This window comes from Streptomyces sp. CA-294286 (assembly GCF_050947155.1).
In the GTDB taxonomy this organism is placed as follows: Bacteria; Actinomycetota; Actinomycetes; order Streptomycetales; family Streptomycetaceae; genus Streptomyces.
In genome coordinates this window covers 510,548-526,992 of record NZ_CP192005.1, presented here as the reverse complement: position 1 = coordinate 526,992, position 16,445 = coordinate 510,548, and the positions used below count along the sequence as shown (strand labels likewise).

The window sequence follows — 16,445 nt, the reverse complement described above, 5'->3', positions numbered from 1 at the left end:
TCTCTTTCGCTGTAGGAAGGCTCCACCTCCATGTCGAACGACAGCAAGCTCGTTGACTACCTCAAGTGGGTCACCGCTGATCTGCACCAGACTCGCCAACGGCTGCTGGAAGTCGAGTCGGAGAAGCAGGAGCCGATCGCGATCGTCGGCATGTCGTGCCGGCTGCCGGGCGGTGTGCGTTCGCCCGAGGACCTGTGGCGGATGGTGACGGAGGGCCGCGACGGGATCTCGGCGTTCCCCACCGACCGGGGCTGGGATCTGGCGGCCCTGAACGGTGAGGGCAGCGGCAGCAGCGCCTCGGTGGAGGGCGGGTTCGTCGACGCGGCGTCCTTCGACGCCGACTTCTTCGGGATCTCGCCGCGCGAGGCGATGGCGATGGACCCGCAGCAGCGGCTGTTGCTGGAGACCTCGTGGGAGGCGTTCGAGCGGGCCGGGATCGACCCGGCCACCCTGCGCGGCAGCCGGACCGGCGTGTTCGTCGGTACGGCGGGCGTGGACTACGTGGGCGTGGTCATGAACTCCCTGGAGGACGTGGAGGGCCACGCGACCACCGGTCTGACCGCGAGCGTCCTGTCCGGCCGTATCTCGTACGCCTTCGGCCTGGAAGGCCCAGCGGTCACCCTGGACACCGCCTGCTCGTCCTCGCTCGTCGCGCTCCACGTCGCGGCGCAGGCCCTCCGTTCGGGCGAGTGCACCATGGCCCTGGCCGGCGGTGTGACCGTGCTGTCCACGCCGATGAGCTTCGCCGGTTTCAGCCGGCAGGGCGGGCTGGCCGGGGACGGGCGCTGCAAGGCGTTCGCGGACGCCGCCGACGGCACCGGCTGGTCCGAGGGCGCGGGCGTGCTGGTCCTGGAACGGCTCTCGGACGCCAAGCGCAACGGGCACGACATCCTGGCCGTCGTGCGTGGCTCGGCGGTGAACCAGGACGGCGCGTCGAACGGGCTGACCGCACCCAACGGTCCCTCCCAGCAGCGGGTGATCCGGCAGGCGTTGGCGGCTGCCGGTCTGTCGGCGGCGGACGTGGACGCGGTGGAGGGGCACGGGACGGGTACGCCGTTGGGCGACCCGATCGAGGCGCAGGCGCTGCTGGCCACCTACGGCGAGAACCGCCCCGAGGGCAGGCCGCTGCTGCTCGGCTCGCTCAAGTCGAACATCGGGCACACCCAGGCCGCGGCCGGTGTCGCGGGTGTGATCAAGATGGTCATGTCGATGCGGGAGGGCGTGCTGCCGCGCACCCTGCACGTGGACAGGCCGACCACGCACGTGGACTGGTCGGCGGGCGAGGTCTCGCTGCTCACCGAGCAGACGGACTGGCCGGAAACGGGACAGCCGCGCCGAGCCGCCGTGTCGGCCTTCGGCATCAGCGGCACGAACGCCCACACCATCATCGAGCAGGCTCCGTCCGCCGAGGCGGAGCCGGAGGCTCCCGTGCCGACGGAGCCGCTGGTGGTGCCCGCGGTCGCGCCGTGGGTGGTGTCGGGGAAGTCGGCCGCCGCGCTGGACGCGCAGGTGGCACGGCTCGCCACGGTCTCCGGGGAGGCCGCCCCGGACGTGGGCTTCTCGCTGGCCGCGCGGCGTACGAACCTCGGACACCGGGCCGTCCTGGTGGACGGAAACGAGATCGCCCGGGGGGAGGCATCCGGGCGGAACCTCGCCTTCCTGTTCTCGGGCCAGGGCGCGCAACGGCTGGGCATGGGTCGCGAGCTGTACGCGCGTTTCCCGGTGTTCGCGGCGGCCTTCGACGAGGTGTGTGCGGGGCTGGACGTTCCGGTGCGGGACGTGGTCTGGGGTGAGGACGCGGAGGCGCTGAACCGCACGGAGTGCGCGCAGACCGCCCTGTTCGCCGTGGAAGTGGCGTCGTTCCGGCTCGTCGAGTCGCTGGGCGTGCGTCCGGACTTCGTGGCAGGTCACTCCATCGGCGAGGTGGCGGCGGCCCACGTGGCCGGGGTGCTCTCCCTCGCTGACGCGTGCACGCTGGTGGCGGCCCGGGGCCGGTTGATGCAGGCACTGCCCGAGGACGGTGCGATGCTCGCCGTACAGGCGTCGGAGAGCGAGGTCACGCCGCTGCTGGACGAGTCGATCTCCCTCGCGGCGGTCAACGGACCGTCGTCCGTGGTCGTGTCGGGCGTCGAGGATGCGGTGGAGGCTGTCCGGATCCACTTCGAGGGCTTGGGCCGTAAGGCGACTCGTCTCCGTGTCTCGCACGCGTTCCACTCGCCGTCGATGGATCCGATGCTCGACGAGTTCCGTTCGGTGGTGTCGGGGCTGACGTTCTCGCCCCCGCAGATATCGATGGCCGTCGACGGCGCGGTGGTGTGCGACCCGGAGTACTGGGTGCGGCACGTGCGCGACACCGTACGGTTCGCCGACGGCATCCGCGCCCTGGCGGAACAAGGCGTCGACACCTTCCTGGAGTTGGGGCCGGACGGGAGCCTGTGCGCGCTGGCGCAGTCGAGCGTGGAGGCCGTGGCGGTCCCGGTGCTGCGCAAGGACCGGGGCGAGGAGCGCGCGCTCGTCGACGGGCTGGCGAAGTTGCACTGCGCGGGTGTGGCGGTGGACTGGGCGCGCTGGTACGACGGCACGGGCGCCCGGGTCGTCGACCTGCCGACCTACGCCTTCCAGCACGAACGCTACTGGCCGCGTCCGGCGCTGCCCGTGGGAGACGTCGCCGGCGCGGGCCTGATGCCCGCCGAACACCCGCTGTTGGGCGCCACCGTCTTCCTGGCCAGTTCGGAGGGGACGGTGCTCACGGGCAGGCTCTCGTGTGCCGCGCAGCCCTGGCTGTCGGAGCACGTGGCGGACGGACAGGTGGTCTTCCCGGCAGCGGGGCTGCTGGAACTCGTCGTCCGGGCCGCCGACCAGGTCGGCTGCGGTCGGATCGAAGAGCTGACGCACACCGAACCGCTCGTACTCCCCGTGGACGGCGGGGTCGCCGTGCAGGTGTGGGTGGGTACGCCGGACGAGAACGGAACCCGACCGGTCAGGCTGCACTCGCGGCGTGAACAGGACGCGGACGACGAGTGGATCGAACACGCCTCGGGCGTACTGGTCGCCGGTGCGACCACCGGAGTCGTACAGATCGCAGCCACGGCTCCCGAGGTGGAGTGCGCGTTGTCGGGTGAGGTGGCGTTGGAGGCGGAGCGGTTCGGTCTGCATCCGGCGTTGCTGGCGGAGGTGGTGCGGGAGGTTGCGGGGGAGCGGGAGTTGATTCCTGTTTCCTGGCGTGGGGTGTCGTTGCATGCGGCGGGTGCGTCGGTGGTGCGGGCGCGGATCGTCCGTACGGCGGCGGATTCGGTGTCGTTGCTGTTGGTGGATGCTGCGGGTGAGCCGGTTTTGAGCGTCGAGTCGCTGGTGCTCGGGGAGCCGGTGGTGCCGGTGGGGGTGCCGGGTCGGGACGGGCTGTTGCGTGTGGAGTGGGTGCCGGCGGACGTGTCGGGGGCGTCCGCGGTCGACGAGGACTCGTTGGCGTTGTTCCCGGTGGTTGGTGGTGTTTCGCCGGAGGCGGTGCATGCGTCGTGTGCGGGTGTGCTGGCTGCGGTGCAGGAGTGGCTGGGGAGGGGGGATGGTGCGCGGTTGGCTTTTGTGACGCGGGGTGCTGTGTCGGGGGCTGATCTGGCGGGTGCTGCGGTGTGGGGTCTGGTGCGGGCTGCGGAGTCGGAGAATCCGGGGCGGTTCGTGCTGGTGGATGTTGAGGGTGGCGGGGAGGTGCCGGTGGGGGAGGTGCTTGCGGCGGGTGAGTCGCAGGTGCTGGTCCGTGGCGGGGTCGTGCATGTCGGCCGGCTGGCGCGGTTGGGTGCTGCGGTCGGTGCGGTGGAGTCCCCGTTGGGTGACGGGACTGTGCTGGTGACGGGTGGTACGGGTGGGTTGGGGCGTGAGGTTGCCCGGCACTTGGTCGTACAGCGCGGGGTGCGGAGTCTGTTGTTGGTGTCGCGTCGGGGGTTGGGTGCTCCGGGTGCGGTGGAGTTGCGGGACGAGTTGTGCGCGTTGGGTGCGCGGGTGTCGGTTGTTGCGTGTGATGTGGCGGACCGGGAGGCTCTGTCGCAGGTGTTGGCGGGGGTGGAGCTGTCGGCGGTGATTCATACCGCGGGTGTGCTGGATGACGGTGTGGTGACGTCGTTGTCGGCTGAGCGGGTGTCGCAGGTGTTGCGTCCGAAGGTGGATGCGGGCTGGCATCTGCACGAGTTGACGCGGGGGATGGATCTTTCGGCGTTCGTGATGTTCTCGTCGATTTCCGGGGTGATGGGTTCGGCGGGTCAGGGTAATTACGCTGCCGCGAATGTGTTCCTGGATGCGTTGGCGGTGCGTCGTCGTGCGGAGGGTCTGCCCGCGCAGTCCCTTGCCTGGGGTGCGTGGACGCCGTCCGGCGGTATGACCGCGACTCTTTCCGAGTCCGACCGGCAGCGCATCGCCGCTTCGGGTGTTCCGCCGCTCTCCGTCGAGCAGGGTCTCGCTCTCCTCGACGCCGCGATGGCCACCGACGCCGCCCACCTGGTCCCCCTCGGCCGCCTCGCGAGCGGTTCCGGGGCGCGGTTGCGGGGCGAGGTGCCCACCATGTTCCGCGGGCTGGTCCGCGGCGGGCGGCGGATGGCCGCCACCACCGCAACGGGGGCCGGGACGGCTGTCGCCCTGGCCGCCCGGCTGTGGGAACTGCGCGAGGCGGACCGCCTGCGTACCGTGGTCGAGCTGGTCCGTACGGAGGCCGCGTCCGTCCTCGGACACGCCTCCGCGCAGACCGTCGGCGCGGAGCGCGACTTCCACGACCTGGGGCTCGACTCCCTCACGGCGTTGGAACTGCGCAACCGGCTGACCGAGGCCACCGGCCTGCGGCTGCCCGCCACTCTCGTCTTCGACCACCCCACCCCCACCGCCCTCGCCGGCCACCTTCTCGCCGAACTCCTCGACGAGGAAGGGGCGGTGCGCCTGCCCGCCGCCGTCTCCACCGCGGCGGCCGACGACCCGATCGCCATCGTCGGCATGGCCTGCCGGCTTCCCGGCGGGGTCGACTCCCCCGAGGACCTGTGGGAACTCGTCCGCGACGGCCGGGAGGGCATCGCCGACTTCCCCACCGACCGGGGCTGGGACCTGGACACGCTCCTCGGCGCAGGAGCCGGCCCGGAAGGACGGGGCCGCAGCGCCACCGCGAAGGGCGGATTCCTGCACGGGGTCGCCGAGTTCGACGCGGGCTTCTTCGGCATCTCGCCGCGCGAGGCCCTCGCCATGGACCCGCAGCAGCGCCTGCTCCTGGAGACCTCCTGGGAGGCCATCGAGCGCGCCGCCATCGACCCTGCCACTCTGCGCTCCAGCGCGACCGGAGTGTTCGTGGGCACCGGCGGCCAGGACTACGTCACCCTCGTGATGAACTCCCCCGAGGACATCGAGGGCCACGCCAGCACCGGCCTCGCCGCCAGCGTGGTGTCCGGCAGGGTGTCGTACACCTTCGGCTTCGAAGGCCCCGCCGTGACCGTCGACACCGCCTGCTCCTCCTCGCTCGTGGCCATGCATCTGGCCGCCCAGTCGCTGCGCAGCGGCGAGTCCTCGCTCGCCCTCGCGGGCGGCGTCACCGTGATGTCCTCCTCGATGGGCTTCCCGGGCTTCACCCGGCAGGGCGGCCTCGCCACCGACGGACGCTGCAAGGCGTACGCGGACGCCGCCGACGGCACCGGCTGGTCCGAGGGCGTCGGCGTGCTCGTCCTGGAACGGCTCTCGGACGCCCGCCGCAACGGACACCAGGTCCTGGCGCTCGTACGCGGCTCCGCCATCAACCAGGACGGCGCCTCCAACGGGCTCACCGCCCCCAACGGCCCCGCCCAGCAGCGCGTCATCCGGCAGGCCCTCGCCAACGCGGGTCTGACGACCGCCGACGTCGACGTGGTCGAAGGCCACGGCACCGGCACCGCCCTCGGCGACCCGATCGAGGCGCAGGCCCTGCTGGCCACCTACGGTCAGGAGCGCGGCGAGGAGGGGCAGCCCCTCCTCCTCGGCTCGCTCAAGTCGAACATCGGGCACACCCAGGCCGCGGCGGGAGTCGCCGGTGTGATCAAGATGGTCATGGCCATGCGCCACGACGCCGTGCCCCGCACCCTGCACGTGGACGAGCCGTCCACCCACGTCGACTGGACGGGCGGCGACGTCCGACTGCTCACGGAGGCCGTGCCGTGGCCGGACGTCGACCGGCCGCGCCGGGCCGCCGTGTCGGCGTTCGGGATCAGCGGCACCAACGCCCACACGATCATCGAGCAGGCCCCGGCCGCCGAGGAACCGGACGCGAAGCACCTCGAACCGGGTGCGCGGCCGGTCTCGGAGCCCGCCGTACTGCCGTGGGTCGTGTCCGGCAAGTCCGAAGGGGCCCTGGACGCCCAGGCCGACCGGCTGGCTCCGCTGCTGGCCGAACTGCCCGCGCTCGACGTCGCGTACGCGCTGGCGGCCGGCCGCGGCACGTTCGAGCACCGGGCCGTGCTGGTGGACGGCGTCGAGATCGCCCGCGGGACGGCGGAGGAAAGCCGGGTCGCGGCCGTGCTGTTCTCCGGACAGGGCTCCCAACGCATCGGAATGGGCGCGGAGTTGTACGCCCGCTTCCCCGTCTACGCCGATGCCTTCGACGCCGTGTGCGCGGCCTTGGACGAGCACCTCGACCGCCCTGTCCGTACGGTCGTGTGGGGCGAGGACGCAGACGCGCTGAACGGTACGGAGTACGCCCAGGCGGCCTTGTTCGCCGTCGAGGTGGCGCTGTTCCGGCTGGTCGAATCGCTCGGCGTACGGCCGGAGTTCGTGGCCGGTCACTCGGTGGGTGAGATCGCCGCCGCGCACGTCGCCGGGGTGTTCGGCCTTGCCGACGCGTGTGCGCTCGTCGCGGCGCGCGGGCGGCTGATGCAGGCTCTGCCCGAGGGCGGCGCGATGCTGGCCGTGCAGGCGTCGGAGGAGGAGGTGCGGGCGCTGCTGCCCGACGCCGGGTCCGTGCCGGTCGACGGCCGGCCCGTGCCGAGCGACGGCGGCCCCGCACCGATCGCCGCCGGACCGGTGTCGATCGCGGCGGTCAACGGGCCTTCCTCGGTGGTCGTTTCCGGCGTGGCCGACGCGGTCGCGCGGATCGGCGCGCACTTCGAGGCAGCGGGCCGCAGGACGCACCTGCTGCGTGTCTCGCACGCCTTCCACTCCCCGCTGATGGACCCGATGCTGGACGAGTTCCGGGCCGTGGCCGCCCGGATGGCCTTCGCGGAGCCGCAGTTGGCGCTCGTGTCGAACCTGACGGGCGAGGTCGCGGGGCCGGGCCTGGTCACCACCCCCGACTACTGGGTGCGGCACGTCCGCGAGACCGTCCGCTTCGCCGACGGCGTCGGCGCGCTGCGCGATGCCGGGGTGTCCGCCTTCCTGGAACTGGGCCCCGACGGCATCCTCACCGCCGCCGTCCGCACCGCCCTCGGCGCCCAGGACGGCACCTGCGTCGCCGTGCCCGCCCTGCGCGCCGGGCGGCCCGAGGAGCGGGCCCTGGTCGACGGGCTCGCCCGGCTGCACGTCAGTGGCGTGCGCGTCGACTGGGCGCGGCTCTTCGACAACACCGCCGCCCGGCTCGTCGACCTGCCCACCTATGCCTTCCAGCGTGCCCGGCACTGGCCGCGGACCGGCCCCGCCGTGCGGCCCGACGCCCCGGCGGTCGACCCGGCCGACGCCGAGTTCTGGACCGCCGTCGAGGGCCAGGACCTGGCCGCACTGGCCACCGACCTCGACGTGGACGGCGAAGCGCTCGGCGCCGTGTTGCCCGCACTGTCGAACTGGCGCCGCCACCGCCGTGACCAGGCGCTGCTCGACGCCTTGAGGTTCCACGAGGCGTGGCAGCCGATGAACGAGCCCGCGGGGGGCGAGCCCGCCGACACCTGGCTCGTGGTCACGCCCGCGGGCACCGCGGACGACAGCTGGTCCGCCTCCGTACGGGAAGCAGCCGGGCCCGAGGCCCTGCACCTCACCGTCGACCCGACCGCCGACCGGACGGCACTGAGCGCCGTTCTGCGTCAACTCCCCTCGCCGGTGGCGGGATTCACGGGCGTGCTGGCCCTGTCGGCTCCGGACGGCGGCGCCGCGACGGCGACCGCGGTACTCTTCCAGGCCCTCTCCGATGCCGGGATCGCGGCACCCCTGTGGTGTGTCACCCGCGGCGCGGTCGCCGTGGCCCGGACCGAGGACCTGCCCCGTCCCGAGCAGGCGGGCGTCTGGGGGATCGGCCGGGTGGCCGCCCTGGAGCACCCGCAGCGCTGGGGCGGTCTCATCGACCTGCCCGACGAGCCGGACGCGCGGGCCACCGGCCGGCTCGCCGCCGTCCTGGCCGGTTCCCACGGCGAGGACCAGATCGCGGTGCGCGACTCCGCCGTACACGTACGGCGGCTCGTGCCCGCACCGCCCGGCGCACCCGACGCGGGCTGGCAGCCCGCCGCAGACCCCGAGGGCACGGTGCTGATCACCGGCGGCACGGGCGGCCGGGGCAGCCGCACCGCTCGCTGGCTGGCGGCCGAGGGCGTACGCCGTCTGCTGCTGGTCAGCCGTCGCGGGCCCGAAGCGGTCGGCAGCGCCGAACTCGTCGCCGAGCTGCGCGACCTGGGCGCCGAGGTCACCGTCGTGGCCTGCGACACCGCCGACCGCAACGCGCTGGCCGCCGTACTGGCAGACGTCCCCGACGCCCACCCGCTCACGGCCGTGGTCCACGCGGCGGCCGTCGTCGACGACGGTGTCCTCGACGACCTGACGCCGGAGCGACTGACCGCCGTGCACCGGGCCAAGGCGCTGACGGCTCTCCACCTGGACGAGCTGACCCGCGACCTCGACCTGTCGGCATTCGTGATGTTCTCGTCCGTGGCCGGTGCTGTCGGCACCCCCGGACGGTCCGTGGCCGCCGCCGCGAACGCGGTCCTCGACGCGCTCGCCCAGCAGCGCCACGCCCGGGGCCTGCCCGCGACCTCGCTGGCCTGGGGCGCCTGGATGGACGGCGAGCCCGCCGAGCCCGGAGCGCGGACCGAAGGCGCGGAACGGGGTGCGGGCGTACGCGCCGACTCCGAGATCCGGCCCGGCACGGCTGCCCCGCGTAGCGACGGCTCCGTGCCGGGCAGGACCCAGTCCGGCACCGCCTCCCCGAGCGCGGACGCTCCCGGCGCGGGTGTGGCCCAGCCCGCCACCGCCACCGACGCCACGCACACCGACAGCACCGCCCGGCGCACCGGTGTCCCCGCCGTGCATCCCGAGCTCGCGCTCGCCGCCCTGCGCCAGGCCGTCACCGGGGCCGCCCCCACCCTGATCGTCCTCGACCTGCGCCAGCCGCAGGTCCTGGACACCCTCGTCGGACTGCGCGGCAACCCCCTGCTGGCCGGGCTTCCCGCCGCACGGCAGGCCATCGCCGACGCGGAGACGGCCCGCGAGGACATCACCTCGCAGGCGCACGAACTCACCCTCAGGCTGCGGGCGCTGCCCGCCGCCGAGCGCCTGACCCTCCTCACCGACCTGGTGCGCACCCACGTCGCGACGGTCCTCGGACACAGCGGCAAGGCAGCCGTCTCCGCCGACCGCAAGTTCCGCGACCTCGGCTTCGACTCGCTCACCGCCGTCGAACTCCCCGCCCGCCTCAACCTGGCCACCGGCCTGAAGCTCTCCGCCACGGCCGTCTACGACTACCCGACCGCCACCGGCCTCGCCGAGCACCTGCTCGCCGAACTCCTCGGCGGCCGGGAGCCGGACGGCGCGTCGGCCGACGCACCCCGGGCCGCCCTCGACGACGACCCGATCGCGATCGTCGGCATGGCCTGCCGTCTGCCGGGGGGGATTCGCACGCCCGAGGAGCTGTGGCAGCTGGTCTCCACCGGCGGCGACGGCATCGCGCCGTTCCCCACCGACCGGGGCTGGGACCTGAAGACCCTCGGTGCGGGTGACCTCGAAGGGCGGGGCCGCAGCGCCACCCTGGAGGCCGGATTCGTTCCCGGTGTCGCCGACTTCGACGCGGGCTTCTTCGGGATCTCGCCGCGCGAGGCCCTCGCCATGGACCCGCAGCAGCGCCTGCTCCTGGAGACCTCCTGGGAGGCCGTCGAGCGGGCCGGCATCGCGCCGGACTCCCTGCACGGCAGCCGCACCGGAGTGTTCGTCGGCACCAGCGGCCTCGACTACGCGACGCTGATGATGAACTCCCGCGAGGACATCGGCGGCCACGCCGGCACCGGCCTCGCCTCCAGCGTGCTGTCCGGGCGCATCTCGTACACCCTCGGACTCGAAGGTCCCGCAGTCACCGTCGACACCGCCTGCTCCTCCTCGCTGGTGGCGCTGCACTCCGCGGCCCAGGCGCTGCGCGGCGGCGAGTGCTCGCTCGCCCTGGCCGGGGGAGTCACCGTGATGGCGACCCCCGTCGGTTTCGCCGGCATGACCATCCAGGGCGGCCTCGCCGCGGACGGCCGCTGCAAGGCGTACTCCGACGCGGCCGACGGCACCAACTGGTCCGAGGGCGTGGGCATGCTCGTCCTGGAACGCCTCTCCGACGCCCGTGCCCACGGGCACGAGGTGCTGGCGCTGGTACGCGGCTCCGCCGTCAACCAGGACGGTGCCTCCAACGGCATCACCGCCCCCAACGGCCCCTCCCAGCAGCGCGTCATCCGCCAGGCCCTCGCCGCGGCCGGACTGACCCCCGCCGACGTGGACGCCGTCGAGGGCCACGGCACCGGCACCGCCCTCGGCGACCCGATCGAGGCGCAGGCCCTGCTCGCCACCTACGGCCGGGACCGCGACCCCGAGCGACCGCTGCTGCTCGGCTCGCTGAAGTCCAACATCGGGCACGCCCAGGCCGCCGCCGGTGTGGCAGGAGTGATCAAGACCGTCCTCGCGCTGCGGAACGGAGTCCTGCCCAAGACGCTGCACATCGACGAGCCGTCGACGCACGTCGACTGGACCGCCGGAGCGATCGACCTGCTCACCGAGGCCCGGCCGTGGCCCGAGGTGGACCGCCCCTGGCGGGCGGGCGTCTCCTCGTTCGGGATCAGCGGCACCAACGCCCACACGATCATCGAGCAGGCCCCGCCCGCGGAGAACCGCGTCCCGGCGCCCGACGCGCCGTCGGTGAAGGCCACCGCCGTCCCGTGGCCGGTGTCGGGTGCCACCGCCGCCGCCCTGGACGAGCAGCTCGCCCGCCTCACCGCGGACGTCGCGGGCCGCGACCCGCTCGACGTCGGCCTCTCCCTCGCCACCGCCCGTTCCGTCTTCGCGCACCGCGCGGTGCTCCTCGACGGCACGGAGGTCGCCCGCGGCGAGGCCGCCGGTCACACCACCGCCTTCCTGTTCTCCGGACAGGGGGCGCAGCGCCTCGGCATGGGCCGCGAACTCCACGCCCGTTTCCCGGTGTTCGCCGACGCCTTCGACACGGTGTGCGCGGAACTCGACCCGCACCTGAAACGACCCCTGCGCGAGGTGATCTGGGGATCCGACGCCGAAGCGGCCGACCGGACGGAGTACGCCCAGACCGGGCTCTTCGCCGTGGAGGTGGCCCTGTTCCGGCTGCTCGCCGCGCTGGGCGTCCGTCCGGACCTCGTCGCGGGGCACTCCGTCGGCGAGATCGCCGCCGCCCATGTGGCCGGGGTGTTCTCGCTGGCCGACGCGTGCACGCTGGTGGCGGCGCGCGGTCGGCTGATGCAGGCGCTGCCCGAGGGCGGGGCGATGCTCGCCGTGCAGGCGTCGGAGGACGAAGTCCGTCCGCTGCTCGGAGAGTCGGTGTCGGTCGCGGCGGTGAACGGGCCGTCCTCCGTGGTCGTGTCCGGCGCGGAGGACCAAGTGGAGTCCGTACGCGCCCACTTCGCGGAGCTGGGCCGCAAGGCGACCCGGTTGCGGGTCTCGCACGCCTTCCACTCCCCGCTGATGGACCCGATGCTGGACGCGTACCGGGCCGTCGTCGCCACGCTCGCCGTCGCCGAGCCGCAGATCCCGCTCGTCTCCACCCTCACCGGCGCACCGGCCTCCGTCGAACAACTCCGCGATCCCGCGTACTGGGTCGAGCACGTCCGGGAAACCGTCCGCTTCGCCGAGGCCGTGCACGCCCTGCGCGACGCCGGGGCCTCCGCCTTCCTGGAGGTCGGCCCCGACACAACCCTCGCCGCCCTCGCCCCGCAGAGCCTCACCGAGGACGCCGCGGAGGTCCTCTGCGTTCCCGCGTTGCGGGCCGGCAAGCCCGAGGAGAGCGCTCTGATCACCGCCCTGGCCCGGCTGCACGTCAGCGGCGTGGCGGTCGACTGGCCGCGGCTCTTCGACGGCACCGGGGCCCGCCGGACCCCCCTGCCCACGTACGCCTTCCAGCACGACCGGTACTGGCCGCGCCCCGCACCCCTGTCCGGGGACGTGACCTCGGCCGGCCTCGTGCCCGCCGAACACCCGCTGCTCGGCGCGGCCGTCCCGCTCGCCGGCGCCGACGGCGTGCTGTTCACCAGCAGGCTCTCGCTCCGCGTCCACCCGTGGCTGCTCGACCACCGCGCCGAGGGGAGCGCCCGCTTCCCGGACACCGCCTTCCTCGAACTCGCCGTCCAGGCGGGCGACCAGGTCGGCTGCGGACACCTCAGGGAGTTCGCCGTCACCGCGCCGCTGCCGCTCGACGGCGCCGAACCGGTCGTCCAGGTATGGGTCGGCGCCCCCGAAGGGGACAGCGGGGACCGAACGGTCGCCTGCTACGCGCGGCCCCACGACGCGGCCCCCGACGAACCGTGGACCCGGCATGCCACCGGCACCCTGACCGCGCAGCCGTTCACCGCGCCGCCCGCCCCGCTGGTCTGGCCGCCCACCGGCGCGGCCGCCGTCGACCTCGACGGCTTCTACGGGGCCGGCGCACCCGGGCCCGTCTTCCAGGGCCTCACCGCGGCCTGGCTGCACGGCGAGGACGTGTTCGCCGAAGTGCGGCTGGCGGGCGAGGCCGCCGACGACGCCCGCTACTTCGGCCTGCACCCGGCCCTGTCCGCCGCGTGCCTGCACGGTGCCGTCCTGCTCGGCATCGGCGCCGAGGACCGGCTGCCGCGCCCCCGGACCTGGCAGGACGTCACCCTGCACGCGGGCGGCGCCTCCGTACTGCGGGTCCGGCTGACCCGGTCCGGCGAGGACACGGTCCTCATCGGTGCGTACGACGCCGAAGGCGCCCCCGTCCTCTCCGCCGCCTCGGTCGCACTGGCCGCCGACGAGGACGCCGCGGGACCGGCCCGCTCGGTCGAACGCGAACCGCTGTTCCACGTGGAGTGGGTCCCCGCCGACACGCAGAGCGCGCCGGCCCGGGAACCGCGCACCCTGGCCCTCGGTGCCGACGACCCCTACGGCCTCGGCGCCCGTGCCGCCACGCTCGGCGAACTCGACGCCACCGCAGGCCGGTCGCCCGACCTGGTCGTCGTACCGCTGCCCGAATGCACCGGCGGCGACGTGCCGGGGGCCGTCCACGCCCTGACGGGCCGGGTACTGGCCCTGGTCCAGGAGTGGCTCGAAGGGGAGCGGTTCGCCGCCTCCCGGCTCGTCTTCGTCACCCGCGGGGCGATCCGTGCCGCCGTCGAGGACACCGTGAGCGATCTCTCGGGCGGATCCGCCTGGGGGCTGGTGCGTTCGGCGAACTCCGAGCACCCGGACCGGTTCGTCCTCCTCGACGCCGAGAAGGACACCGACGTGGCCGACGCCCTCACCCGGCTCGCGGGACCCCTCGCCGCGGGCGAGGCCCAGTTCGCCGTGCGCGGCGGAACACTGCACGTCGGCCGACTGGCCCGGCTGGCCACGGCCCCGACCCTGCTGCCGCCCGTGGAAGCGGGTTGGCGGCTCGGCCTGCCCGAGGGCGGTGACGCCGACGAGCTGCGGCTGCTGCCCTGCCCCGAAGCGGCACGGCCGCTCACCGAAGGCGAGGTACGCATCGCCGTCACGGCGGCCGGCCTCAACGGCGAGGCCGCCGACGGACCGCTCGCACGGATCACCGGCACCGTCAGCGAGACCGGCCCCGGCGTCACGGGACTCCGGGCCGGTGACCGGGTCACGAGCACGGAGCCGGTCGCCGTCGCCTCCCTCGCGATCCTTGCGGAGCACGCACTCGCACCCGTACCGGACGGCTGGACGTGGGCACGGGCGGCCGGCGCGGCCGACCGCGCGACCGCGGCCGGGACGGCCCATGCGGACCTGCCCGACGCCTCGGCCACCCCGTACGCCGTCCGGACCTACGACATCCGGCACGCCCGGACGGCCCTGCGCACGGACACCCCGGACGGCGCGGCCCCTCACCGCACCGTGCTCACCATGCCGCCCGCCTGGAACCCCGAGGGCACCGTCCTCGTCACCGGCGGCACCGGCGCGCTCGGCCGCCACCTCGCCCGCAGGCTGGCCGCCCGCGGCGTCCGGCACCTGCTGCTCACCAGCCGACGCGGCCCCGCCGCACCCGGCGCCGCCGAGTTGGCCGCCGAACTGGAGTCCCTGGGCGTCACGGTCACCGTCAGCGCCTGCGACACCGCGGACCGGCAGGCCGCAGGCGACCTGATCGCGGGCATCCCGGCCGCGCACCCGCTCACCGCCGTGATCCACACGGCCGGTGTACTGGACGACGGCATCGTCACCGCACTCACCGCCGAACGCCTCTCCGACGTCCTGCGGCCGAAGGTCGACGCGGCCTGGAACCTGCACGAGGCCACCCAGCACCTCGCGCTCGCCGCCTTCGTGACGTTCTCGTCCATCGCCGGCCTCATGGGCAGCCCCGGCCAGGGCAACTACGCCGCCGCCAACTCCTTCCTCGACACCCTCGCCGACCACCGCGCGGCCCTCGGACTGCCCGGCACGTCCCTGGCCTGGGGGCCCTGGGTCCAGGACGACGGCATGACGAGCGAACTCAGCGACACCGACATGCGGCGCATGCAGTCCGGCGGCATGCCCCCGCTCTCCATCGACCAGGGCCTCGCCCTGTTCGAGACCGCCCTGGGCTCCGCCGAACCGCTCGTCATCCCGATCGGCCTGACCGGCGGCGGAATGCGTCCCCAGGGCGAAGTCCCGCCGCTGTTCCGGGGCCTGGTGCGGACCGCCCGACGGGCCGCCGCCAACACGGTCGGCGGCCGGGACACCGCCGCCGACCTCACCCGCCAGCTCGTCGCACTCAGCGAGAAGGACCGGCTGCGCCACCTCACCGACCTGGTGCGGACGGAGGCCGCGACCGTTCTGGGCCACGCCTCGGCCGAGGAGGTCGAGGCGGACCGGGACTTCTACGAGCTCGGCTTCGACTCGCTGACCGCAGTCGAACTGCGCAACAAGCTCGCCGCGGGCACCGGCATGAGGCTCTCCGCCACGGTCGTCTTCGACAACAGGACACCCGCCGAACTGGCCCGCTGGCTGCGCGGCGAACTCGCCCAGCAGTCCCCGGCCGAAGACGCCGCGGGCGGCGGAGCCTCCCTCGGCCTCGCCCCCGGGGAGTCGGAACCCGGCTCCCTGGAAAGGCTGTTCACCGACGCCCTCGCCACCGGCAAGGTCACCGAGGCACAGCGCATGCTGGCCGCCGTGGCCGCGCTGCGCCCCACCTTCGAGGCGTCGGCGGAACTGGAGGACCTGCCCCACGCCTCGACCCTCTCCGAAGGACCGGCCGCGCCGAAACTGATCTGCGTCAGCGCGCCCACCGCCAACGCGGGCGTCCACCAGTACGCCCGGCTCGCCGCGCACTTCCGGGGAAACCGGTCGGTGGCGGCGCTGCCCCTGGTCGGCTTCGAGACCGGGGAACGGCTGCCCGCCACCCCGGAGGTCGCCACCCGGGTGATCGCCGAGAGCGCCCTGCGGGAGGCCGACGGCAAACCGTTCGTCCTCGTCGGCCACTCCTCGGGCGGCTCCTTCGCCTACGCGGCGGCCGGACTGCTGGAGCACACCTGGGGCATCAAGCCCGCCGGTGTGGTGCTCCTCGACACCTACAGCTTCCAGCACAACGACGGCGAGGGCGTCGACTACCAGGGCATGATGCGCCTCAACTTCGCGGGCGGGGGCACCCCGGGCGGCTCGGCCGAAGACTCGGTCGTCCGGCTCACCAGCGCCCGGCTGTCCGCCATGGGCCGCTGGATGGTCCTGCTCAGCAGGCTCCAGGTGCAGCACACCAGCGCCCCCGTGCTCCTGGTGAAGTGCGCCAAGCAACTGTACGGAGCCGACGGCCGGCCGATCGAGCAGCAGCCGTCGGCGGACAGTGCGCCCCTGGTCGCCGGAGCGCAGGAGCGGCCCGTGGACGCCGACCACCTGTCGATGATCCGCGAGGACTCGGCGCGCACCGCACAGATCATGGAGGAGTGGCTCACCGCGACCCCGGGGGCCGCGCCAGTCGACCGGGGCTGACCGGCCCGGCACCGCACCCTCCGTCGAGCCGGCGCACCGGACACCCTTCCCCCGAGGGGGTCCGGTGCGCCACCACCGTCCCGGGCCGGCCCCACCGGCCGGGAGCGTCCTGCGGAGAGCCTCTAGGGAAA

Annotated in this window: 1 protein-coding gene; it reads left to right on the top strand. The window is 74.1% G+C overall.

Features of this window, described 5'->3' with window-relative positions:
- Positions 1 to 30 precede the first annotated feature (30 nt).
- Positions 31 to 16,314, top strand: coding sequence for a type I polyketide synthase (locus ACQPZG_RS07330; RefSeq protein WP_433545012.1), 16,284 nt, complete (start codon positions 31 to 33; stop codon positions 16,312 to 16,314).
- Positions 16,315 to 16,445 lie beyond the last annotated feature (131 nt).